General features: G+C 47.9%; 22 protein-coding genes and 1 other RNA gene. 13 read left to right on the plus strand and 10 right to left on the minus strand.

What is annotated here, in order from left to right; translation table 11 throughout:
* The first annotated feature begins 69 nt into the window (after window positions 1-69).
* The 3 genes from nadK to bamE all read left to right on the plus strand — a co-directional run bounded on the left by nadK (window position 70) and on the right by bamE (window position 3,162).
* On the plus strand, window positions 70-951 hold the full coding sequence (gene nadK / locus EZV61_RS17075) for an NAD(+) kinase (RefSeq protein WP_114338892.1): 882 nt from the start codon (window positions 70-72) through the stop codon (window positions 949-951).
* Window positions 952-1,052: 101 nt separating this feature from the next.
* The gene (recN, locus tag EZV61_RS17080; RefSeq protein ID WP_114338891.1) at window positions 1,053-2,723 is read left to right on the plus strand and encodes a DNA repair protein RecN; all 1,671 of its coding nucleotides are present in this window, start codon (window positions 1,053-1,055) and stop codon (window positions 2,721-2,723) included.
* A gap of 82 nt (window positions 2,724-2,805) precedes the next feature.
* Entirely contained in the window at window positions 2,806-3,162 is a 357-nt protein-coding gene (gene bamE, locus EZV61_RS17085; RefSeq protein WP_130567516.1) for an outer membrane protein assembly factor BamE, read from the plus strand.
* 47 nt (window positions 3,163-3,209) lie between these two features.
* Here the strand turns inward: bamE and EZV61_RS17090 are convergent, their stop codons facing one another.
* Together EZV61_RS17090 and EZV61_RS17095 are read right to left on the minus strand one after the other, a co-directional pair.
* Complete coding sequence (locus EZV61_RS17090) at window positions 3,210-3,569, minus strand: RnfH family protein (RefSeq protein WP_130567514.1); 360 nt, start codon at window positions 3,567-3,569, stop codon at window positions 3,210-3,212.
* Window positions 3,559-3,993: an SRPBCC family protein gene (locus EZV61_RS17095; RefSeq protein ID WP_114338888.1), complete on the minus strand. Its 435-nt coding sequence runs from the start codon at window positions 3,991-3,993 to the stop codon at window positions 3,559-3,561. The genes EZV61_RS17090 and EZV61_RS17095 overlap by 11 nt, the downstream gene beginning before the upstream one ends.
* 111 nt (window positions 3,994-4,104) lie before the next feature.
* On the opposite strand from EZV61_RS17095, the gene smpB reads away from it, so the two are divergent.
* A complete protein-coding gene (smpB, locus tag EZV61_RS17100; RefSeq protein WP_114339046.1) occupies window positions 4,105-4,581 on the plus strand; it encodes an SsrA-binding protein SmpB in 477 nt (158 codons plus the stop codon).
* Here smpB and EZV61_RS17105 read toward each other — a convergent pair.
* Window positions 4,578-6,638 (minus strand): putative bifunctional diguanylate cyclase/phosphodiesterase, encoded by a 2,061-nt coding sequence (locus tag EZV61_RS17105; protein ID WP_131417160.1) that lies wholly within the window; start codon window positions 6,636-6,638, stop codon window positions 4,578-4,580. The genes smpB and EZV61_RS17105 overlap by 4 nt on opposite strands.
* A 211-nt stretch (window positions 6,639-6,849) precedes the next feature.
* Between EZV61_RS17105 and ssrA the strand changes: the two genes are divergently transcribed.
* Both ssrA and EZV61_RS17115 read left to right on the plus strand, forming a co-directional pair.
* Window positions 6,850-7,207: a transfer-messenger RNA gene (gene ssrA / locus EZV61_RS17110) on the plus strand.
* Between the two features lie 177 nt (window positions 7,208-7,384).
* The gene (locus tag EZV61_RS17115; RefSeq protein WP_131417162.1) at window positions 7,385-7,915 is read left to right on the plus strand and encodes a hypothetical protein; all 531 of its coding nucleotides are present in this window, start codon (window positions 7,385-7,387) and stop codon (window positions 7,913-7,915) included.
* Between the two features lie 219 nt (window positions 7,916-8,134).
* Here EZV61_RS17115 and EZV61_RS17120 read toward each other — a convergent pair whose 3' ends face one another.
* On the minus strand, window positions 8,135-8,671 hold the full coding sequence (locus EZV61_RS17120) for a hypothetical protein (RefSeq protein ID WP_114338881.1): 537 nt from the start codon (window positions 8,669-8,671) through the stop codon (window positions 8,135-8,137).
* A 318-nt stretch (window positions 8,672-8,989) separates the two neighbouring features.
* Between EZV61_RS17120 and EZV61_RS17125 the strand changes: the two genes are divergently transcribed.
* Window positions 8,990-9,403 (plus strand): hypothetical protein, encoded by a 414-nt coding sequence (locus EZV61_RS17125; protein ID WP_131417164.1) that lies wholly within the window; start codon window positions 8,990-8,992, stop codon window positions 9,401-9,403.
* 69 nt (window positions 9,404-9,472) lie between these two features.
* Here EZV61_RS17125 and EZV61_RS17130 read toward each other — a convergent pair whose 3' ends face one another.
* A complete protein-coding gene (locus EZV61_RS17130) occupies window positions 9,473-9,709 on the minus strand; it encodes a hypothetical protein (RefSeq protein WP_131417166.1) in 237 nt (78 codons plus the stop codon).
* A 469-nt stretch (window positions 9,710-10,178) separates the two neighbouring features.
* Between EZV61_RS17130 and EZV61_RS17135 the strand changes: the two genes are divergently transcribed.
* Together EZV61_RS17135 and EZV61_RS17140 are read left to right on the plus strand one after the other, a co-directional pair.
* The gene (locus EZV61_RS17135; RefSeq protein ID WP_131417168.1) at window positions 10,179-10,589 is read left to right on the plus strand and encodes a hypothetical protein; all 411 of its coding nucleotides are present in this window, start codon (window positions 10,179-10,181) and stop codon (window positions 10,587-10,589) included.
* A gap of 150 nt (window positions 10,590-10,739) precedes the next feature.
* Window positions 10,740-11,462, plus strand: coding sequence for a hypothetical protein (locus tag EZV61_RS17140; protein WP_131417170.1), 723 nt, complete (start codon window positions 10,740-10,742; stop codon window positions 11,460-11,462).
* Window positions 11,463-11,552: 90 nt separating this feature from the next.
* On the opposite strand, the gene EZV61_RS17145 is transcribed toward EZV61_RS17140, so the two are convergent.
* The 3 genes from EZV61_RS17145 to EZV61_RS17155 are packed head-to-tail and all read right to left on the minus strand — an operon-like array spanning window position 11,553 to window position 15,487.
* A complete protein-coding gene (locus EZV61_RS17145; protein WP_131417172.1) occupies window positions 11,553-13,577 on the minus strand; it encodes a nitrilase-related carbon-nitrogen hydrolase in 2,025 nt (674 codons plus the stop codon).
* A gap of 10 nt (window positions 13,578-13,587) precedes the next feature.
* Window positions 13,588-14,808, minus strand: coding sequence for a nicotinate phosphoribosyltransferase (pncB, locus tag EZV61_RS17150; RefSeq protein WP_131417174.1), 1,221 nt, complete (start codon window positions 14,806-14,808; stop codon window positions 13,588-13,590).
* 13 nt (window positions 14,809-14,821) lie between these two features.
* Window positions 14,822-15,487 carry a nicotinamidase gene (locus tag EZV61_RS17155; protein WP_131417176.1) on the minus strand — a complete coding sequence of 222 codons (666 nt, stop codon included), beginning with the start codon at window positions 15,485-15,487 and terminating at the stop codon, window positions 14,822-14,824.
* 191 nt (window positions 15,488-15,678) lie between these two features.
* Here EZV61_RS17155 and EZV61_RS17160 point away from each other — a divergent pair, with 191 nt between their 5' ends.
* The 4 genes from EZV61_RS17160 (at window position 15,679) to EZV61_RS17175 (ending at window position 19,206) form a co-directional block, all read left to right on the plus strand.
* Window positions 15,679-16,218, plus strand: coding sequence for a nicotinate-nicotinamide nucleotide adenylyltransferase (locus EZV61_RS17160; protein WP_131417178.1), 540 nt, complete (start codon window positions 15,679-15,681; stop codon window positions 16,216-16,218).
* Between the two features lie 4 nt (window positions 16,219-16,222).
* Window positions 16,223-16,954: an NUDIX hydrolase gene (locus EZV61_RS17165; RefSeq protein ID WP_131417180.1), complete on the plus strand. Its 732-nt coding sequence runs from the start codon at window positions 16,223-16,225 to the stop codon at window positions 16,952-16,954.
* Window positions 16,955-16,966: 12 nt separating this feature from the next.
* The gene (locus EZV61_RS17170; RefSeq protein ID WP_131417182.1) at window positions 16,967-17,515 is read left to right on the plus strand and encodes an NUDIX domain-containing protein; all 549 of its coding nucleotides are present in this window, start codon (window positions 16,967-16,969) and stop codon (window positions 17,513-17,515) included.
* 74 nt (window positions 17,516-17,589) lie between these two features.
* A complete protein-coding gene (locus EZV61_RS17175) occupies window positions 17,590-19,206 on the plus strand; it encodes a leucine-rich repeat domain-containing protein (RefSeq protein WP_131417184.1) in 1,617 nt (538 codons plus the stop codon).
* Window positions 19,207-19,435: 229 nt separating this feature from the next.
* Here the strand turns inward: EZV61_RS17175 and EZV61_RS17180 are convergent, their stop codons facing one another.
* A complete protein-coding gene (locus EZV61_RS17180; RefSeq protein WP_131417186.1) occupies window positions 19,436-20,590 on the minus strand; it encodes a VWA domain-containing protein in 1,155 nt (384 codons plus the stop codon).
* 2 nt (window positions 20,591-20,592) lie between these two features.
* The gene (locus tag EZV61_RS17185; RefSeq protein ID WP_131417188.1) at window positions 20,593-22,932 is read right to left on the minus strand and encodes a DUF5682 family protein; all 2,340 of its coding nucleotides are present in this window, start codon (window positions 22,930-22,932) and stop codon (window positions 20,593-20,595) included.
* Window positions 22,933-22,947 lie beyond the last annotated feature (15 nt).

The raw sequence follows: 22,947 nt of genomic DNA on the forward strand, positions 1-22,947 counted from the left end.
TCAAGGCAAGACTTGCTGCTAATCGGCGCCCAAGTATACTGAGCAGGTACTTACCGAGGCTGTAGCCAAATGAAAAAGCCGTTTCAAACCGTTGGATTAATAGGTAAACCCCACCATGAAGGGGCGAACCAGACACTTCTGCAATTGCATAAATTTCTCACTCAACGTGGCTTGAATGTCGTCGTAGAAGAGCGTGTTGCAACGGAATTGGCGATAACCGATGTCGACGCCGTCGATCTGGTTCAATTAGGCGAGCGCTGCGATTTGGCCATTGTTGTCGGTGGTGACGGTAATATGCTTGGCGCCGCACGAGTACTATCGCGTTTTGATGTGGGTGTTGTTGGCGTTAACCGTGGCAACCTGGGCTTTCTAACCGATCTCAGTCCTGACGAATACGAACAACCCCTGACCGAAATTCTCAGCGGTGACTATCAACTCGAACAACGCTACCTATTGGAAGCCGAGGTGTATCGCCACGGCCGCCTAAAAAGTAGTAACACCGCAGTGAATGAGGCGGTACTCCACCCCGGTAAGATCGCCCACATGATCGATTTTGAGGTGCTGATCAATGACCATTTTGTCTTCCAACAGCGCTCTGATGGCCTAATTATCTCCACCCCAACGGGTTCAACCGCCTATTCGTTATCCGGCGGAGGTCCAATCATGATGCCATCACTGGATGCCTTGGTATTAACGCCGATGTTTCCCCACACACTTTCGGCACGCCCCATCGTTGTCGATGGTGATAGTGTTATTACGCTGCGGGTTTCAGACGGCAATGAGGACAATCTGCAGGTCAGCTGTGATGGCCACGTGACGCTATCAGTGATGCCAGGAGACGAAATAAAACTACGTAAACACAAAGCACCGCTGACTCTGCTTCACCCCAACTGCTATGACTACTATGAAGTACTACGTACCAAATTGGGTTGGAGTAGCAGCCTGTTTTAACAGCAACAAACGCACACCTTTCATACAAAAAGTTTGCAAACCACCCAAAGTACTGTATACATATACACATACTGTATGTGTGTACATGTTTTGAGGTTTCTATGCTGCAGCAACTTACTATCAACAATTTCGCCATTGTCAGCCATACCGACGTTGAACTTAAGTCAGGTATGACAACCATCACAGGTGAAACCGGGGCGGGTAAATCTATCGCCATTGACGCGCTGGGATTATGCCTAGGGGATAGAGCGGATGCCTCAGCCGTTAGACCTGGTGCAAAAAAGAGTGATATCTCGGCACGCTTTGGGTTGACGAAGAACGCGGCAGTACATGAATGGCTGGAACAACATGATCTAGACGCCGATGACAACGAATGCATCATTCGTCGCGTCATCAGCGCAGAAGGCCGCTCTCGTAGCTACATAAATGGTCAGCCGGTGCCGCTACAGCAGCTGAAACAACTCGCTCCTATGCTAGTAAGCATCCACGGCCAACATGCCCACCAAACCTTGCTAAAAAGCGACCAACAAAGATTGCTTCTGGATAGATTTGCTGGCCATCACAGTAAATTAGATACCGTGGCAGCGAGTTATCAACTGTGGAAAAAATTAGGTAAGCAGATCCATACTTTGCAGGAATCACAGCTACAACGTGAATCAAGACGCCAGCTTCTGCAGTACCAGGTCGATGAGTTGGATCAGTTTGCGCTCGAAGAGGGTGAGTACGAGCAGATCGAACAGGATCATAAACGCCTGTTTAATGGCCAGAGTTTACTTGATGGCGCCAACAACGCAGCCCATCTGTTAAGCGAAGATGAACAGGTCAACGCCTGCCAATTAGTCAGGCAAGTTCTCAATCAAGTCATTGAACTCAGTGAAACAGATCAAAAATTAGCGCCGGTAGTGAGTCTACTAAACGACGCGCAAATACAATTGGAGGAAGCAAGTCATGAACTTAATGCCTACAGTGAAAGCATCGAACTGGACCCGTCGCAACTGCAACAACTGGACGAACGCTTGTCGGCCGCGCTGCAGTTGGCACGCAAGCACCAAGTCAACCCCAACCACCTCCCGCAACAACATAAAGAGTTAGTTGAAGAGCTTGCCGAGCTAACTGGCGCTGATGACCAGTTAGAAGCGCTCCAACAGGAGCAGCAGATCGCCTGGCAAGAGTATTGTGATGAGAGTGACGTATTGCATCAACTTCGCTTAACTGCGGCAGCACAGCTGTCGGAGCAAGTGACACTGGCCATACGGGAACTAAACATGCCCAAAGGATTGTTTAGTGTCGAATGTGTCTCTTTGAAAAACGACAAAGCAGCGGTTCATGGTAGAGATGAGATCCAATTTCTAGTCAGTACTAACCCTGGTCAACAACCACAACCTTTATCAAAAGTCGCCTCTGGCGGTGAACTGTCAAGAATAAGCTTAGCGCTGCAAGTACTCACTTCAAACCAGCAAGCCACACCCACCTTGATTTTTGATGAAGTCGACGTCGGTATTAGTGGTCAAACCGCAGCTATCGTAGGCAAGCTTCTACGTAAGCTTGGCGAAGAGTGCCAAGTGATGTGCGTCACGCACCTCCCTCAAGTGGCAGCATGTGGTCACCAACAGCTCAATGTCGCTAAGTTCAGTGATGACGAAATGACAGATACCAATATACATTGGCTGGCCGACGATCAACGCATCAACGAACTAGCCAGAATGCTAGGCGGCGACACAATAACTGAGCACACCCGGGCCAATGCACAAGAGTTATTGCTCACAGCATAACAAGGCAAACACGGGTTTAACTTTCCCTGTGTCGCCAGCTTGGTTATCATGCCCAGCAGATTTTGATAAGAGAAAGTACTCCATGCGGTTTAGGAACCTGTTGTTTGCTCTGTTAATCATGCCACTGGCCGGTTGTGCCTGGTTGAGCGAATTTGTTTACAAAGTCGATATCCCTCAAGGCAACTATATCGACGAGCAGCAAGTAGAAAAATTACGTTTGGGTATGACCAAAGAGCAAGTGCGCTTTGTACTCGGCACCCCAATGGTGAAAAACAGCTTCAGAGACACCACTTGGTATTATGTCTATCGACTAAAAACAGGTAAGGGTGTGGAGTACAACAAACGTCTAATCGCCAACTTCGACGCGGAAGACAAACTGATCGCAGTCGAAGGTGATTACGAGCTGGGCGAAGAGTTTGAAACGCCAATTGACAGTTAAGCTCTGTTTTAATGCGCGATAGCAATCGCATCAGGAAAGAGGCTGACTTATTCAGCCTCTTTTTTTTGCCGCCGATTAGGCTGCGGACGTCCGCCAGTCACCTTATCAGCACGCCCTTCGCGCTTAGCGCGCTCAGCTCGTAGCTTACGCACCTCTTTCGGGTCGGCGATCAAGGGGCGATATATTTCTATCCGATCGCCTTCTTTTAGTGTGTCACCCAGCTTTGCTGCCTTATTCCAGATCCCGACTTTGTTTTCCTGCAAATCAATTTCAGGGTAGATACTGATAATATCCGACTGCCGAATAGCACTTTCAACGCTACAAGAGCTTTCAACATCAAGTGCGATCAACGATTGACGGTCAGGAAGCCCGTAAACAACCTCTACACGAATAAGTTCAGCTGCCATAAACATCCTTCGCTCGAGCCACAAATGCATCCACCATATTTGACGCCATCTGATTAAATAACTTACCAAATGCCAATTCGACCAACTTACCTGAGAACTCAAATTCTAGAGAAAAGCTGATTTTACAAGCCTCCTCATCCAAAGGCATAAAGTACCAGTTTCCTACCAGTTGCCGAAAAGGACCATCAACCAGTTGCATCTCAATACGCTCGGCATGGGCAAGCTGATTACGTGTAGTAAACCATTTATTCACTCCCGCTTTCGCGATCTGAACAGAGGCCAACATCTGCAACTCAGAAGCCTCATGCACTTTGGCATCACCGCAGCCCGGCAAAAAATTGGCATAAGACTCAACATCATTAACCAAGCTATACATCTGTGCAGCGCTATAACCAACCAGTGCTGAACGTTGGATCTGTGGCATAACATCACTCACTTACTTCGATGGCGTAAATCATAACAAAAATGCGCAGTGTCTGTTATTCCTGATAATCACCATATACAGCGCTGGCTTAATTCGTATAATGTCGCCGCTATGGCAAAGAAAAAACCTAAACAGACTAGTTCCACCATCGCGCAAAACAAACGCGCCCGTCATGACTATTTTATTGAAGATAAGATAGAGGCCGGCCTTTGTTTGCAGGGATGGGAAGTGAAAAGCCTCCGTCAAGGCAAAGCAAATATCGCTGAAGCCTATATCTATCTCAAAGATGGAGAGGCTTTTTTGTCCGGCGCCACATTCACGCCACTACAGGCCGCATCGACCCATGTCATTGCGGATCCAACGCGAACTCGCAAATTACTGCTTAACCGCCGCCAACTAGACAACTTGTTCGGCCGTGTTAACCGCGAAGGCTTCACCATTCTACCGCTCGCTCTTTACTGGAAACAGGCATGGGTGAAACTGGAGATCGGTGTAGGTAAAGGTAAGAAGCAACATGACAAGCGAGCGGACGTGAAGAATAAGGATTGGTCACGACAAAAAGATCGGATCATGAAAAACGCTCGCTAAAGCATCCCCTCTTTTTCAGACCATACGCCGGTACCACTATTGGCTACTTGGCTCAGTCGCTTGTTGAAAAGAGTATGATTCAGCCGCTTCGAAGTTTGTGGGCGGCTGATTAAAAAGCCTTGAATATACTGACATTTCATCGATTTTAGCAGTTCCAGTTCTTCCGCAGTCTCTACCCCTTCCGCCACAATCGTCAGATCTAACTCTTTAGCTAGCGCGACAATGGAAGCGAGGATCCGCCGATATTTCTTGCCTGATGATGCTTTGTTAACAAAACTACGATCAATTTTCAGTACATCGATAGGCAATGACGCCAACGAACTCAGCGACGAATAGCCGGTACCAAAATCATCAATGGCGACTTTGACTCCCATCTGCCGCAAGGCATCAATCTGCGCAATAATGTCCCCTGTTGCTTCCATCAGATAAGACTCGGTGATCTCGATCATCAAGCAACTGGGGGGCAACTTAGTTTTCTGCAACGCCTGCTCGACCCACTCTCGCAAAGCTAACTGCTTCAGTTGTACGCTCGAGACATTAACCGAAACACGTGCTTTCCTAAGGCCTGCGCGATTCCACTGTTCCATCTGCTGCATCGCTTCATAAAGCACGTAATCGCCCAGAGGCAGGATCTGCCGAGTCTCTTCAGCGATAGGAATAAACTCACCCGGCGATATTTGACCTTCGTGGGGGTGATGCCAACGCAATAGCGCTTCAAAGTAAGCTATCTGGTTACTGGCAATTTCAATAATGGGTTGAAACTCTAAAGAAAATTCACAGTCATTCACCGCTCGGCGGATCTCATTGCTGAGATAATGCTGACGCCTTACTTCGCGCCCCATCTCTGGTAAATAGACACGAAAAGTCCCCTTACCATCACTCTTTGCTTTATACATGGCGACATCAGCCATCTGCAGTAAGTTCTCAGGGGACTGCCCATCTTGTGGGTAAACGGCAATGCCTATACTGGCGCTGATATTGACGCGATGTTCGCCGAAGCGAAACTCTTGTTCAAGCAGCTCAATGATTCGCGCAGACACCTGCTCAGCTTCTTCCAATACCTGAATATTGCTGAGGATAACGGTAAATTCGTCACCCCCTAAGCGCGCTAATGTACGCTGGAAAGCAGGTGTTTCTCCCGCGGTCAGCGAGATGGTGTCACTGCTACGGGTTGCGGCATTAAGGCGGCTAGCGACTTCAACAAGCAAGCCATCCCCGACGCTATGACCGAAAGTATCATTCACCTGCTTAAAGCCATCAAGATCGATAAATAACAATGCAAGCTTCTGTTTACCTTCGTCGGCTTGCTGGATCGCTTTCTCCAATGCCAATTGAAACTGCTGACGGTTAGCCAACCCGGTTAACTTGTCCGCAAGATGCGCGGCGTTAACCGCTTCATTTTGCAACTCTAACTTAGAAGATAATTTCTTTACCGCAGTCTCAATGACGGTGGCAGTATCGTTATTCAAACGAAACTGACTGCTTAGCCCCGCTTGTTTTGCTGCTAACGATGCTAAAGCTCGGGCTTGCCTGCTCAGCTTGCTCCGCTGACGATACATAGCAAAGGTAATAAAAAATGGCAGTAGCACCACCATAATCGCAAAACTTCGGATCACACCATGCGTTGCAGGGATCTGTTGCGAAATCAGAATAGAAAGGTCGCCAGACAGCACGGCACCAGGCTCATTGGCCAACGGAACATAAAGGGTTGCATCGGGTGTCCAATAGATGCCAGAAAAATAGGGGGGCGCATAAAAATCGACGATATGATTTAGCCAAGCCTGCCAAAAGATGGCACTCCCTTTATCAACGTACTCCGTCGCCGATAACCGCCCCTTCGGCGTATCAAACGCAGAAACGACAGACAAACCATAGTTGAGCTGTATATCTTGCGGAAGCTGAGAGACACCCGATAACTGGTGCGCCTGCTGCTGGAAATCTGCCAGTACGAGTTCACCGACATAAGCGGCCCAAATGGCAAACGCAAGTCCACCGCTAAGCAGCAAGGTTTTTAAAAATATGCGAAAAGAAAGATCTCGCCCTGAATGCAACGCCACTACCTACTCCCTGTATATGCGATACGGACGTAAAGCCTAACTGATTGAAGCAAAAGGAACTCTACTGTCCTTAGTCAACTTGGCATTCAAATCAGAAATACAACCAAGGCTATATTCTAAACTACTGACGAAAATAGACATAGAGTTACATTAAATTTACCTGTACACAGCAGGTGACTCAGCCGCACAGGCAATGTTACACTAGCCGCCTGGGGCCGATTCAGGATTCGACGGGAATTGTGAAACCCTAGGTGCATGTCGTGGGGCGGTTGGCCACGTAAAAAGCCGCAAAAAAATAGTCGCAAACGACGAAAACTACGCACTAGCAGCTTAATAACCTGCATAGAGCCCTTCCCCCTTAGTTCTCCTGTGGACTTTGGATCCGGAAGGTCACCCCACACAGGATCGCGTGGCGTCCCGGCCTGGGGATTAAGCGCTAAAACTAATCAGGCACGCCTGTAGAAGCCTGCCACTCGGCGTCTAACAGGTTACTAAATGAGCTGGCTAAGCATGTAGTACCGACGGCGTAATATTTTCGGACGGGGGTTCAAATCCCCCCGGCTCCACCAACTACGTAGTAAAAAGCCCTGAATTTTCAGGGCGTTTTTGTTTTCAGCCCCACAGTGATACCGCCTGAAGACCACCTTAATAAAAGCTCACCATCTATGCACTGATAAGCATTAGAAAGTTACGTTGTAACCGAACAAAAAAACAGCTAAATTTCTGCTGTCATGGAGGACAACCAAATGAATCTAAAAAACTGCGTCATGCCCTTTCTGTTAGCAGTTGTCGTAATCTTCAATACTGGATGCGACTCCCCCCAACAGACCGATTCTATCGTCGCACCCAACGAGCGCTTTTCTGCTGCCGTTCCGTCTAATTGGGAGCTGATAAGCGATGGACAATCCGAGTTAGATTCAAGAAGAATTACTTACCTCACTAAAGACGCAAGTTTGGTAACAGTAGACCTTTTTGCTAAATCAACCGAGAGTATCAACATCTATGGGTTCCTGAAGTACCACATGGAAAATGCTGTGCCTGAATCTCAGCGAAAGAACTTAACCGTGACGCAGGGTGAAGTTCAACGGAAAGAAGGGATTGGGCTCTATGTTGAGGTTAAATCGCCGCAAGCGCTAGAGTACGAGTATTACGCGGAAATCGTAGAGGTATCGCTTGGTTCCGCGAGTGCATTCATAACGCTTCATTGCCCTTTGGATGAAAAATCTGCTCATTTAGACAGTTTTAATAGGCTAGTAAAGACAGCATCATATAAGTAGCCCAAAATCAGAAGGATCTGAATATTAACCACATAGTGGTGAGATAACGTCGTAGCCTGCAACGACGTCCTAAGGAGAGCGGCAACGCCGCGAATCAATCTCCCCGCCCCTCGGAATAGCTAATGTAGAATTCAAAGCTATGGACAGCTCACTTTCGAATACAAGAAATAAGCTAGTGTTTAGGGCAACACGAGTGGCTACCCTTTTTTGTAACTCGTCTTAGCCTTTCTGCTCACCACCAGTCAACTCCGGGTCACGGTCTCTGTCGAACATTTTCGATGGCTCGGCAGCCTTACAACGTGCAACCGCCTGTTTCAATTCTCGATCTGCCTTCTTGAGCATACTGCCAGCAACAGCTTCCAAACCTAATAGCGCCAATAAACCAATAGCTAGCTCCAGAAAGACGGGTTGCCAGGCACCGGATGAAAAATAGGATAACGCAAAGAAAATTAGCATTGCAGCAACGCTGCACACCTCAAATAGCCAACCTTGTCGCGTAGAAGCATATATGAACAACGGAGAAACAATAAAAAACAGCATGATGGCAGACAGCTCTATGAAAAAACTCTCAAGCCACGACTCAGACGTACTAAGAAAGATCCCTACAACCGCCGCTATCAATATGCTTGTCAACGTGGTGTAAAGAAAGACCATGAAACAGCCTGAAGTGAAAACATCATGGGCCCCGGCCATCGCTTCCATATCTTTCTCCGCTTCATGTCGAAGTAGAGAGTCGTAAGATTCATCAGTTTGCATGCTTCAGCCCTTAGCGTATCGAAGTTGACAATACGTTGAGGCCACATACGCGCCTTAAAGCAAAACCATTAAGCCATGCACCCCAATCGCATCTAGCATAGTCAATCTAGCTTACTCCTTCGTTAAACAGTTTTAACGGAGCAAGTGTGAACTCAGCGAATCAATGCTAACAAGACTGCGACACACTTCCTCAACAACAACTGAAACTCATACAACACTATTCGTACTGAGGTCTGAGTAGAGGAAAGTTCTTGCACTCAAGCAGGAATTTGAGAAGATCCAGCTCCCTATAGAACACACCATAATCAAGGAAGAGATATGGGACTCGTCATTTTACCGTTACTACTGATCTGGTTAATTGCCACGGGATACTCGCTTCACCTTTGGTATACAGCAACTTACTCCGAGCATTCTATTCTCTATGCGTTACTGGCACTTATGTTGGGTACAGCGCTCGCCATCGGCTATTCATGGTTAGGATTACAAAGCTTCAAATCCAAGGAGGCCATTTGGGCTTTTGAAATCTTGTTCTTTTTCATGTGGAATAAGTACAGCATTGCCGCTTTTCTTCTTGCTGCCAGTTATCCTTTATGGAAACACACACAATTTGCGATCCCACACGCAGGCGCTCTTTGCTTCCTCATAGCATTTTCATTATCCCTGGGCACACTGATAGGTAGCTTCCAATCAGAGAGTTTTGTTGAAGAGCACGAAATACGCGTAACGCATTAGTGCGCAGCTGAAACGACAAAGGCCCCCATAAGGAGGCCCTTTTTTTGTTTGGCTTTCGGCAGGTGCTATTTACTTCTCGACTTTTAAGTGGGCTCGCTTCTGCGCTTTGTCGATAGCCGCATCTTCTGCTGCAGATTTTTCAGGTGTAAGTTTTTCACCTTTAGTGGGCCCCGCTATGTAGCCATCTTCCTCGAAGCCCTCAGGTTTTTCAGCATTAAAGAGCTGATCCGAAAATGGTTTGACTCTCTTGAGTAACCACTCCCTGAATTCAGGAGTTCCCGGTTTGGGTCTGGTCTCGTCATTCATTGTATAAGTCCACCCTTGCCTACAAGTCTAGCCACAAGTGAGTAGGTACGTTGCTGGCTCTACCACGATACAAAGTGAAACCAAAACTTTGATAGAACCGAACCAAATTATCATTCAAAGGGCGCATTATTCGGAGTTGCTTTGCACCAATCGAATCAGCATATGTAAGAAAAGCAGTGATTGATATGTTCGTCACTTCTCCTCTCAACAAGTTATGCAAAGGCGATCGCTCAATGACATCTAGTCGCATCTTATCGCCGGTGAAAGTAGGTTTGCCAATGCTAAGCCCACAAAGCTGCCCGGTACTCCATATAGCTAGGCCAAACTGTATCGGATGCCTGAACTTATAGCCGCCACCAGCCAACTTCTCATATGACTAGATTTCACCGAGTCACTTTATACCGTCTCTTCTCTGCACATCGACTAGGCTAAACAGCAACAACTACTTTCTGGCTGAACGGAGTCGATCATGTACAAGTGCAAACACTTTCAGATCCATGAATTGGTGCCTAAATCGGTTTTTAACAAGCGCGGTGAAAAAGCGTGGCAGCTGCTGGATGACAGGCTCTTAATTACCCTTGATAGGCTCAGGGAGAAGTTTGGTTCGATGACAGTAAACAACTACTACTGGCAGGGTGATCGCGAATGGAGCGGTTTAAGAACCAGTGATAGTCCCTATTACAGCCCTTTTAGTCAGCACAGCTTTGGTCGGGCAGCGGATTGCCTGTTTCAGGATCATTATGCTGAAAGCATACGCCAACAGATCTTAGCCGCTCCGGGGCAACACGAATTCGAGCTAATAGGCAGCATCGAACTGGATGTATCCTGGTTGCACTTCGACGTCAGAAACTGCGACAGGATAATGACCTACAAGCCATAGTCCGGCGAACAGATCCGCTGAATTTGGCCATCACACACCGACAAACATACAACTCACTTCTACACTTTAAGTGAGGCGCTCTGCGGAATTGCAGCAACCAGCGTCGTGATGAAAGTTGGATTCTCGTCTGTTACATAGGAGGGAGATCTAATGGCTGATAGGAATAGAGATAAACTCACCCCCCTCTCTGATAGCAATGAGCTGCCATGGCGGCTCTACACCATAGTGGCAATCATAGTACTCGGCGCCATCGCTGCTTTTCATTGGGGTTACTCCGATGTCGAACTTCTGTCCGTTAATCCCGAGTTAGTTGAAAAAGGCGGGGATATCTTTCTTAAGTATCTATTTATTGTGGTGGCTGTCGAACGAGCAGCGGCAGTATTTGTAAGCAACTACCGCAACCGTAAAGTCGCCGATTGGACACTCAGAATATCCCGAATTAAGGAGACGCTCGCCGACGATGAGCAACACGTTAATGTACTGAAGATGGTGTTTGAGCGGGAGATACAAGTGGCCAGAAAGGTCTTAGATAAAGGGATGTTTGGCCTACTGATCGCGCCGGATGACAACGCGGATGAATACCGAGCAGCCCTGCTCTGCCTGAAGCACAGTTACGAGTTCTCCCTTGCCAGGCATCAATCCACCTGCAATCGGGATGTCACCTTCTTTGTCTTTATTTCAGGCATCGTGCTCGCCTCGCTTGGGCTCAGTATACTGGCGGATATCCTGTCCAATATCTCTGAAATCAGTGGCGTTCACGGTAACTTGGTCAGGTTCGCCGATGTGCTGATCACTGGTGGCTTACTCGGTGGCGGCAGTGCTGGGCTAAATTTCGCTTCAACTCGATTTGCTGAACTGATGAAGAAAAATTAGTCGCTAGTAACTCCAGTAAAAAAGCCCTTTGTTTTATCAAAGGGCTTTCGTTGTGAGCTTAGCGCAAACCAAATCCACTAAAACAGATGATCACTTCAGCCCCGCCAACTCACGCTTTAACTGTGAATTAAGCACGGGGAAGCGTCGGTAAGACTTAGGATCGGCACTGTCTGATTCGATATGAAATCCAACGGCCAAACGTTCACGCTTCCACTGGTTGCGGCAATACAGCTGGTAATAGCGTTTAACCCAATCGATCAGCTGCTGGCGCTCATAAGGTTGTCCCAACGGGCCATCAGCGAGACGGTTTAACACCCCCTGCGGATTGAGGTATTGCACCTGTCCCAACTTGCGGATCTCGTCGAGTATTGGGAATGGCATCAGATCGGCTTCATCGGTTTGCTCAACCGGACGTAGCTCTGCCGTCGGTCGCTGACGGTTAACAAAGCTCAACGCATCAATGGTTAAACTGAATTCATCAGCGTCAATCGGTCTGACGGTCACGCCTTGCTTTTCAACAAAATCGTTCAGTAACAGCACACGAGTTTTACTGATGCCGCCAATGGGTGATAGCACGCCACTGGTGTCACCATCCATGGTGGTATAGCCCACGGATGCTTCACTCATATTTGAGGTCGCCACCAGCAGTTTGTTTTCTCGGTTCGCCACCATCCAGATACCGGGGCTGCGCACCCGTGCCTGAATATTCTGCAGAGTCAGATCATCATCTTGCCAATTCAGCGGCTTGGCACCATCAATACCGTTAATGCGGGCGCTGTACTCCTCCACCAGAGAGGAGATCGACCAGTTAATGTGCTTGGCACCTATCGCGCCAGCCACGGCGGCGGCAGCACCAGAGGTCGTTTCACTGCTGTTATCTGAGCCCTGATAGACAGTGGTCAATACTTGAGGAAGTACGGTTTCCGTCAACCAAGTCAGACGTTGTTCTGTCGCCTTTGGTACTGCAAACTGAAACCCACAAATAGCCATCGCCTTGGCGTAATCTTCTGGAGCCAATTCAGAGACAGCCAAGGCGTGGGCGTAGTACACCAACGAGGCACACAGCGCCGAATCTGCGCCGCCAGAAAGGCTAATGGCATAGCCCGCGGTGGTTGTCTTGCGCATCCAATCCCACATACCCAGCGCACCGGTTCGCAGTACGATGTCGTGCTCACTCAGCACTGGCAACGAGTCAATGGCACCGCTGATCTGATAATCCGCTTGTTGCTTTAAGATCCCAGCATGTTCAATCAGGTCAATCTGCATCACATCGGACTGCAGCTGGCTGGAGATTATGCGTTGCGTACGGTTAGCATGCAGATCCACATCCGCCATCGTGACCACGACATCATCAAACTGTAAGCGCTGAGCTTCCGCCACCAACTCGCCATTTGAAGCGATCATATTGCCGCCATCGTAAACCGCCCTACCCGCTTCACAGCCTTGTAAGTTGGCATAGGCATACACCACACCGAAAGCCCGTGAGCCTTCCTGCACGAAACGACGGCGCACCTGATGCTTGCCTAACGCAAAATGACTGGCAGAAGGATTAAGGATCACATCGACTTGGCGTTGGTAGAGCTGACGCCCGGGTCTGGCGGCCACCCAACTGTCTTCACAGATCTCAAAGCCTATCCGCACGCCATCAATACTAAATGCCTGATCACCAATCGGTACCTGCTGCCCACCGATCATAATTTCTGTGGACTGCCCCACCGGCCAAGGCGCAAACCAGCGCGACTCATAATGAATGCCGGAGCGGGCCAATGTTTGCTTACATACGATGCCAAGAATGCGCCCGGTAGCAATCAGCGCGACAGCGTTAAACACCTGGCCACCCGGGTAACGCAAAGGTAACCCTACCGTAGCTAGCAAGCCTGCGGGCACTTGCTCGCAAATAGTAATCAGTGCTTTCTCTACATCCGCCAACCAATCACTACAGAAAAACATATCTTCACAGCCGTAGCCGCTCAGGCACAACTCAGGCATCAACAGCAGTTCAATATTTTGTCGCGCAGCATCGGCCATGGCCTGTTCAATAAGGCTGGCATTGTGCTGTAAGTCCAAAGCAACGGTATTTAAACTGGCGGTACCTATTCTCAGTGTTGTTTTCATTTGTTCTCTCTTAGATATTGGCCAGAACTTTGGTCCGCACATCCATATCAACCGCAAACGTATTCATTAAATATTCCAGAAAACTGCGGTCTCGACACATTGTTTTCCCAGGGCTATCAGAGATCTTAGCCACTGGATGACCATTTAGACGCACCATCTTCATCACCATGTTCATCGGCTTGTTCACGCCAAAATCGCCCATCAGCCAGGTCCCAATACCAAAACTGGTTTTAACCCTGCCTTGAAAATGACTATATATCGCCACTGCCTTTTCAAAATTAAGCCCATCGCTAAATACCAGCGTCTTCTGGCTTGGGTCGACTTTCAAAGCTTCTAAACGGGCGATGATCTTGTCACCCCAAAGAATGGGATCACCGGAATCATGACGATAGCCATCGTATAACTTAGCGAAATATAGGTCCAAGTCGTTGCAGAAGGAATCGACGCCAATAATATCCGTCAAAGCAACACCCAAATCTCCGCGATACTCCGTCACCCAATTATCCAATGCCGCACGTTGAGAGTCGACTAAACGATAATTTAGCTGCTGGTGGGTTTGAAACCATTCGTGAGCCATCGTACCAATACAGCTAACGCCAAACTCCCTTGCAAGCAACGGGTTAGACGTACCCACAAAATTCTGAGGTAGCTGTTGCGTTAGCATATCCACTACCTGTTTTTGTGCCGAAAAAGAAAAACGACGACGAGTACCGAAATCGGCAAATCGGAAATCGGATAAATCACACTTATCCCCAAGGGCTTCCAGCTGCTTTATCTTGGTATAGGTCGACTTTCTAATCAGATCACCGTCGACCTCAGGATACCGTTGCCGATTACGGATCTCGGAAAGGCACGCCATTAAAGGAATTTCAAAAGGCGACACATGCAATTGCGGGCCTCTGGCGGTCACTTGTAACTGGCCATTAACGGCGTTCAAAGAGAGTAAAGAGGGATCATAACGGAACAGCTGCAACCAACGCAGATAGTCTGGTGACAAGAAAGAAAAGTTGCTAGCAAGGTAGTTGTACTGATCATCCGTCAGATAGAGCTCAGATAATCCTTCTAATTCCGCCCGCAGCAGGCTGACATAAGGGGTTAAATCTTCATCGGTGCGACATTTGAATTCCCATTCTGCTTCAGCACCGGGGATTTGGTGCAAATAAGCTTGCCCCATCGTCAACTTATAAAAATCGGTGTCTAACATACTCTGAACACTGGTACGGCCAAACATATTGGTTTCTCCTTTAACCATTGGCAGGGGCGACAGCATCACCCAGGAAGCAGGGCAACTCAACCACGTTTTCACAGATTTTCACACCTGCTTGTTCAAGCTCAAGTCGTGCCGCATGGATGCTTTCATCTGCAATACCTCTACAGGCTTCAATCACCACGATGACATTAAAGCCTGCATTGTTGAGCTGAATAGCCGTCGTTTTAACACAGTAGTCGAGTGCTAAACCGGCCACTAGCGTTGTGGTAACCTGCTTGCAGCGCAACCACTCGATCAGTCCCGTCGACAGTCGATCATTCAAATCGTGGTAGCAAGCTCCGTAGGGGTGCATCTCAGGCTCCATGCCCTTATAGACATGAAAGTCATACGCTTCTAACGCTGGCAATTCATCTAACAGTTCAAAGCCAACTGTACCGGGTACCGCATGAGCCACCCATGTCAAATCCGCGTTTGGCATAGCCAGTGGCTGGAGCATTTCGTCGTGGCTTTTCACCACCCAAGGCGCGCTGGGGCTATGAGCGTCCTTTGTCACGACACGAAGATCGGCAAAACTCGCCATCGCATTAAGTGCAGGACCAATTTCATCGCCCCCAGGCACAGGTAGTTCATTGGGGCACAAGGGCGTGAATGTCTTTTGCGGATCAACATCAATCGATGCAATCAAGTTCCGTTTATTCATAATTCCGTTCTCCATACATAGCCTTATCGCCACGCTTATTGGTATCTCTAAAACACCTTTAAGCAGAAAGGTATTGCAAAAATACCTTTCTGTCAACTATGATGAGCCTCAATAACTCTGAGCCATGACACACAAGCTAGCTAATCCGCTTTTCTGTGTCTCTTCAACAGCAGCAACAGGTTGTGATCAACATGTCAGATAGGACGACACAAAAAATTGCGGTATTCGGATCCGCATTTAACCCCCCTACTCGCGGACATCAAGATGCTATTTCCCAACTAACGGAACAAGGTTTCGAAGTATGGCTTGTACCTAGCTTTAAGCATGCATGGGGCAAAGAGATGGCCAGCTATGAGATACGCTGCGAGATGGTGGCTGCATTTATAGGTGACTTGAACAATCCCGCAGTTCAACTCATGGCCATTGAAGATCAGTTACAGCAAGCAGATAAACCGATCTACAGTATGACGCTAATGGAGCACCTGCAACGTGCCTACCCTGCGGCATCTTTCGCTCTGGCTGTAGGCCCTGACAATGCCAAAAATTTCTCTAGCTTCCACCGTTCCGACGAGCTTTTAGCGAATTGGCCGTTGGTTGTTGTGAACGAACGCGCGCCAATCAGAAGCACATTGGTCAGAGCCCGAATCGCCAATGATGAGGACATTAGCCAGTGGGTCACTCCTGCCGTACGCGATGTGATCCACCAGCATCAGCTTTACCAAGGAGGGTAGTACGATGTTTGCAACCGTTGATGTCGCGCTGTTTCGGATCAACCCTGACGTTGGCACAGGACAACTTGAACTACTGCTCTGGCGACGTAAGGCAGACAGCGATACCTTTCCAAACTGCTTTGCCTTACCTGGCGGATATGTTTTTGAAAACACAGACGAGCAACTGCAAGATACAGTTAGCCGCCTGATCATCAACAAGGTCGGCGTTGAACCCGCGCATATCGAGCAGGTTTGCACTGTCGGTAATGCCAAACGCGACCCCAGAGGTTGGTCGATGACAGTGCTGCACTTAGCACTGGTGCCCTTCTCCCGTTCGGCCTTGGTATCTGATGAACAATGCTGGGTACCAGCGCGACACTATGCAAACAGTACTGCGCAGGAACAGAACAAAGGGAACAAAAATCAACAAAATAATGATCACGCGCTCCCTTTTGATCATAACCAATTAGTTACACTCGCCGTCGAGCGCCTTTCCAGTAAAGCACTGTATACCAGTCAACCACTGTATCTCGCTGAGCCAACCTGCTCACTGCCCGAATTACAGCGGATTTATGAAGAGTTATTACAAAACAAGCTGCATAAGAAGGCCTTTAGAGACAGGTTATTGGCAACCAATTTGCTAGTAGATACTGGAAAACGGATCCAGGGGCGGGGTTCACCCACCGTGCTTTATCATATTCAACAAACAGGCATTACGACCTTCGAGCGCGTGATGCAGGGTCATAAAAAGGACTAAACAGGAAAACATATGGATATCGAAATCATCTCGAAAAAGAAAATGTACAACGGCTATGCCAAAGTAGAGCAATGGCAAGTATCACAAAACGGCCAAACAAAAACCGTTGAATGTGTTCAGCGCGGTCAATCAGTAGCAGTGCTGCCTTATGATCGCAGCACCGACTCAGTGTTAGTGGTCTCTCAGTTTCGCCCTGGCGCAATAGACCAAGGACCAAGCCTGATCGAAATGGTGGCAGGCATGATTGATGAAGGTGAAACCGCGGAACAAGCAGCACTCAGAGAAACGATAGAAGAAGTTGAACTCGCGTTAGACGGATCGGCCTTAACCAAACTCGGCCGTTTTTACCTAAGCCCCGGCATCAGTACCGAAACAACCACCATTTTCCTTGTCGAAGCAGACCTCAGCCAAGTAGATGTCAATAAAATTGGCGGACTGGTGAAAGAAGGCGAGCAGATCCGCAAGCACCTGATCTCCGCGCAAGCACTACGCACTATGCTAGCCAGTGCCAACGGTGCCAGTGTGACCTTAGCACTTGCCGCAAGCGCACTCCCTTTATAGAACAGAAAGTTTCCTCATGAAGTGGCTTAGTCATCCCACAACAGATCTCACCGAGCGATCAAACAAGGACAAAGATGAGCGTAGTAGAAGAGCAAAGTAATCATCACGACTACCTAGCCTATACATATATCGAAGATGGGATAGAAATTACCGGTTTCAAAGAAGGTGTCGAATTATATCGTCACAAGCATTTGGTTATCCCTGAAAGCATAGAAAACAAGCCGGTTATATGCATAACAAGAAGTGCCTTTTATCGCTGTCGGCTGCGAGAAGTGACGTTACCCTCCTCGATGATACATATCGGCCATTGGGCCTTCGCAGAAAACTCGATCAAGAAGATAGATATCCCCGCAAACGTGTTAATGATCGAGAATGGCGCTTTCCAGGAAAACGAAATTACAGAGGTCTGCATACCACATGGCGTAGAAGTCATCGGCATGGAAGCCTTTATGGACAACAAACTGGTATCCGTGACCATACCAGACAGCGTCGCCGTCGTAGGGATTGATTCATTTATAAAAAATGAGGAAGGCCTAACTTTATATGGAAATGGCATGGTATCAGCATACACAGAGACCGATGATGATGCCGTTTATGGCGGGATAAATGACCCCCTGTCACTCAGTGACAAAAACCAATTATTGTATAAAGAGATTGGGAATGAGATCCAAGTGATCGGTTTTGATAACAAGATCGACCAAAGATCTGTTACCGAGCTGTCCATACCAAAAACCATCAACAATAAGCCTGTCACTTCAGTCGCTAATGGCGCCTTTTATGGCAAAGGATTAACCAAGCTAACCTTACCAACGTCCATCGTAAAGCTAGGGTATTATGCCTTTGCCAGAAACCAGATAGCGCATGTATCCCTCCCTGAAACACTAACCGAAGTCGCTATTGGTGCATTCTCGAATAATGCGTTAACCCACTTGGACCTCCCCAATACCATCGCGAAAATCCGCGTTGAATCTTTCAATTACAATAAATTAGAGAGCATTAACCTCTCTGAAAATATTCGACTTATCGAAAGAGATGCTTTTTCAGACAACAAACTAAAGTGTCTCTCCATTCCCGCCAGTGTGGAACAGATCGAAGACAAGGCCTTCGCATTTAACCAAATAGAAGAGATCAGTTTAACGGCAGGGCTAAAAACTATTGGCAACAGTGCGTTCTACAGGAACAAAATAAAACGTGTACAACTCCCAGAAAAAATGACAGCAATAGGCGCTTACAGCTTTGCGTACAATGAAATAGAACACATCGGTTTACCCGATGATCTCACATCAATTCCCCATGCTATTTTTGCATACAACAAATTAACAAGTGTTGATATACCTGACAGCGTTTCACATATCTACAATGCAGCATTCTACGACAACCAAATCTCCTCAGTGAGATTCTCCAAAGCGTTAAAGGTTATTGCCGCAGAAGCATTTTATAAAAATAAACTTTCAAACCTATCAATACCTGTCGGCGTAACAACGCTAGGCGATAAGGCATTTAAAGAAAACAACATCGAATCTGTCGAGCTGCCGGAATCGATTGAAGCTATCGGAAAAGATGCGTTCTTTGGAAATCCAGGCGAGCAACAGCAGATGGATCTCTATGGCAATGACGTAGCAGAAACGTATGCCAGCACTGACAGCAACGTTCTGTATTCTGGGCTAAAAATGGCAGCATCTGACGCTTAGCTGAACATCTAAGCAGTGGTTCACAATGCAACACTGGACGGCTCAGGTGATCTGGGTCGCCCCGCAATGATTCATGCAAGTAAAATCACAACGATTAAGATCAAGCGGCGCATCATGAATATCACTGATCCAACCACCGGCGGCGCTTTTAATAGCGGTGGCGGCAAGCTCTCACAAACAACCGCCGCCTAGTTTCCGTTTATAATAATTAATTCAAAGCGCAATGTGCCTATGCTTGTTCTAATACCACTTCATGTTTGGCGGCCCATTGTTCAACGTCCCCTTCGTTTAAGGCGATAGCCATTAACTCTGGAAACTGGTCCGGGGTACAAGCGAAAGTTGGCACAGATAACGCGGCAAATTGCGCGGCAAGCCTGTTATCATAAAAGGGCGCGCCGTCATCATTCAGCGCAAGTAAAGTCACAACGTTCACACCACTGTCTTTCAATTCACGAATACGACGCAATAAACTCTGCTGATTTCCTCCTTCATATAAATCGGTAATTAGCACCATGGTCGTATCGCGAGGTTGGGTGATCCTTTGCTGGCAGTAACCTACAGCCTTGTTAATGTCTGTACCACCTCCGAGTTGAATACCAAACAACACATCAACCGGATCAGCTAATTGCTCAGTCAGATCAACCACTTCAGTGTCAAATACAACAAGCTGGGTCTGTAAAGCTGGAATAGAGGCCATCACAGCGGCAAAAATACTGGCGTAGATAACACTCTCAGCCATCGAGCCACTTTGATCGACACACAACATCACCTGTTTAAGATTACTTGGTTTTTTACGACCATAGCCAATCAAGCGCTCAGGAATAACGGTGTTTAACTCTGGTTGGTAGTGTTTCAGGTTCGCCAGGATCGTACGGCCCCAATCGATGTCGTTAGCCAGTGGACGGTTTTTACGCACGGCTTTATTTAAGCTGCCTCTAAGCGCACTTTCGGTCTGTGCTTTAAGGCGGCGCATTAGCTCATCCACTAACTTCTGTACGACCATACGAGCAGTCTCTTTAGACTCCGTTGGTACCAGGTGCTGTAAACTGATCAGATTGGCCACCATATGAACATCGGGTTCAATCTGTTCAAGCATCTCTGGTTGTAGCAGCATAGTGTGCAGATCCAAACGCTCGAAGGCATCTTTTTGCATCACCTTAACAACTGACGCAGGAAAACGCTGACGGATGTCGCCCAGCCATTTAGATACCTTAGGTGCCGAGCGCCCTAAATAGCCAGTTCGAGCGCCTTCTTGGTTATGCTTGTCACCATATAAAGCCGCTAAAATACCGTCCAGCATCATATCTTGCGATGATAATTCATCTTTATTTTTGCCACCTAACAATAGGCGCCAACGTCTCTTTTGTTCAGATTCAGTGCTCATGGCTATTCCAAAATCTTACATATCAGTGGCACAATTTGAGCCGCTTGCAAATGATCAAAGTCGGTTTCATTGTCCAGCACAGGCTGCATGACCGCCGAACTACTAGCTCGGCCAAGTAACGCACTGCATTCTGATGCCGAGAAGCTGGAAAATGTTCGTCTGAGTAAAGGAGATATCTCAATAAACCTTTCTTCATTCAGGCCAAGGATATAACTATTCAAGATGTGCCATAGTTGCTCATCGTGTTGCAACATTAGCCCCCCATCCTCAAGCAGTCCTTCAATCCATAACGCGGCCTGTTCTGGTGCTTCAGCCTGCGACAATGCTTGAGATAAAGCCAATGGAGCGGCTTCGGCATCCAGCACTTGCTGTGCCATTAACAAGCGCACACTGCGTCCAATAAGGATCCCTGAAAGCTCTTCAGTCTCAGCAAATTTTAACAGGGCTTGCTGCCAAACCTGTTGATAATGCGGGTTAGCCAGTAACTGAATCGCCTCATCAACTTGGGTCACGAGCAAAGTCATTGTCCTTGCACTGTCTTCATCCAATGCCCGGCACTCATTCTGTAAGCCAATAGAAATTCGCTCAACTAAGCTAGCCACCACTTGCTCAATAGCGCTGACATCAGTATTTCTCACATCACCGTAGCGACAGACGCGAGCCAACTCGGGTAAAGACTGCATCAGTTCAGTGACATGGTGGGTAATGGCAGCTTTATCGTTTAGTAACACAACGGCGTTAGCAATCGCCTCAGGCAGGTTGGATTGCAATAAGTGATGAATGCCCCGCACTAGCTGGGCAAGAGACTCATCAGCCATTTTAGCTAATGTGAATGCGCCTGCCGCACTGGCAACAGAGTTCCCCCAAACACTTTTTTCAATCAGTTCTAACTCAAAATCAGGCTCCCACCGAAGCTGCCATACCTCTTTGAAGGTGCCCTTACCTCCGCTTTGATACTCTTTAGCCCAAGTAATACCCAGTAAGTTCAGCTGGTGAAATAGCTCTGAGCGCCCGATGCCCGATGGCTTACGCAGATCGAGAACTAATTCACTTTCAACCGCCTGCGGTTTCACTCGTAATGTTTTACAACGTTTCGTAAAGTCTTCCTGAAGCGGTGTTACAGGTAATGAATCAGGCACCGTGCCAAGGGCTTCACCGATAACCATTTTTTCCTGCACATAGTGCAACAGGGTATCTTCACCGTGGCCATAAATGGTTTGAATTGCTTCATTTAACTCAAGTAAAGAAGGGGCTGATTTTTGTCGTAACGTAGCCAATGAGTTGGCCAAGCGCACCGCTTCAATCACACTGGCCGGCGGCACATCAATGCCATCATTTCGTAATAGATGGGCGGCTTGAGTCAACCAGCCAATGGCAATATTGGCTCCCTCTTGTTGCCACTGTTGCCAAAGGTACTGGTACCATCCCGGTGAATGAACACCGGCCCCGTAGCCGCTGCGATAGCTTATACGACCGTGTGTCCAGGGGATCCAGGTCGCTTTCAGCGCTATTTTGGGTAATCCCTTCAGCACAGCGTTGTCATCTTTGACGGTGACTTTACGTTTGAGGGCCGGTACATGCCATGCCCCACAGATCACCGCGATCCTTTGATGATCCTGTTTTTGTGCCTCACGGATCATTTTTCGCATCCATGCTTCACGCATCTGTTCGCGCTGGCTAATCGGCTGTTCGGCTTCAATAACGTCACGTACTTCGGTCATCGCTAGCGTTATCGCATCAAACAGATCACTCTCTTGTGGCGTTAACTCGACAACCTGTTCCCACCAGCTTTCACCGTCTTCATGCCCCGCCGCTTGCGCTAATAGATCCAGCGGATCGCATGGGAATTCAAGAGAGTCAAATAATTCAGTTGCTGCATTATCTTGGTTTTCTAAATCCGCCTCAGATGGGCTATCACCCTCCTGTTCTGTGACGTCACTTTCAGGCTCAACCTTAGTGTTTTTTTCAACGTCAGCGGTTTCTAACGAGAGCGCTTCCGCTTGCTTTTTTAGGGCAAGGCTATGCTTCTGCGGCAGATCGAAGAAGCTCAGATCAACCTGATGTTGCTGCGCATACTGCAGTGTTTGCCATTCAGGGGAGAACTCAGCAAAGGGATAAAACACGCTTAAACGATGATCGTCCGGCGCATAGATCAACTGTGCAACCGGCGGCTTTAATGCTGCTTTGCCAATATGCTCAAGTAGAGATTCCGCTTCAGGCGGCCCTTCCAGCAAGATTTTATCGGGCGCAAACTCCTGCAATGCACGAATTAAGCTAGCCGCAGAGCCAGGGCCATGATGCCGAATGCCAAAATAGCGTAGGCGTTGATTCGATGAAGCCACTGATTACCTACCTTT

The sequence above is a fragment of the Corallincola luteus genome (genome assembly GCF_004336975.1).
GTDB classification, from domain to species: domain Bacteria; phylum Pseudomonadota; class Gammaproteobacteria; order Enterobacterales; family Neiellaceae; genus Corallincola; species Corallincola holothuriorum.